Annotated in this window: 1 protein-coding gene; it reads right to left on the minus strand. The window is 38.6% G+C overall.

Annotation, left to right across the window (positions count from 1 at the left end; all coding sequences use genetic code 11):
* The coding region (locus tag A4R26_RS09180; protein ID WP_165760206.1) for an amino acid adenylation domain-containing protein at positions 1-1149 on the minus strand (1149 nt) is incomplete at both ends.

The raw sequence follows: 1149 nt of genomic DNA on the forward strand, positions 1-1149 counted from the left end.
CTCTATATTACCATCGGGAAGCCACCGGCCTAAATCTCCTGTTTTGTATAACCGCTCTCCTTCTTTATATGGACTTGCCATGAACTTCTCTCTGGTCAGTGCTTCCTGGTTCAAATAGCCTCTGGCTAAGCCTGCTCCTGATATGCAAATCTCACCCTCTACTCCTACAGGTTGTAATCCTTCTTTTTCGTTTAAAATATAAATCTGTGTGTTCGCTATCGGGCATCCTATTAAAATAGCTTCCTTTTCAAATCCAATCTCCTTTATTGAACATCCCACCGTCGATTCAGTTGGACCATATTCATTATAGATCCGAATGACAGGATTTAATTCTCTTAGTATCTCAACGTGTGCGCTTTCAAGTTTATCGCCACCAACTATAGCTACTTGAACTTTGGTACTTTTCAAACCTAGTTGCCCAAGCAAACTGATATGCGCAGGAGTTAATTTTATACAACTTATTTCGCTCTCAAAATATTCTTTTACCAGTTTTGAAACATCCGATGTGTTGTTAAAAATATTTAACTCTCCCCCACTAATCAATGGCAAGTAGATACTTGTCACTGTTAAATCAAATGATAAAGACGTAAACAACCCAAAATTTAAATGTGATGACTCATTCCAATATTTTGATTGACCCCATTTGAGATAATTTATCAAGGAAGCATGCTCGACCATTACACCTTTCGGCACACCCGTGGAACCGGAAGTATACATCACATAGGCAAGATTGCCAGGTGCATATAATTTCGAAAGATCTTCAGAATTATAATTCTCTGAATCAAATTCTACGTCGATGGCAAAAACTTTTCCCTGATAATAATCAATGTCGTAAATAAAATTAGTCTCCGTTATCAGCACATCTATAGCACTGTCTTTTATTATATACTCCTTCCTTGAAGAAGGGTATCCGGGGTCGATCGGAACATAAGCCGCTCCTGATTTCAATACACCTAATATCGATACAATCATCCACTCACTTCTATCCAGGTGTATCCCTATTAAATCATCTGTCTGGATATCATAGTTCTTTTGTAGATATGCCGCTAACTGACCGGACTTTTCATTGAGCTGTCGGTAAGTCAGCGCTTTTTCAGCGAAAACTACAGCTATGTTATCTGGCGTCTTTTCCACCTGTTCTTCAAACAA

The organism is Niastella populi (genome assembly GCF_002078015.1).
GTDB lineage: Bacteria > Bacteroidota > Bacteroidia > Chitinophagales > Chitinophagaceae > Niastella > Niastella populi.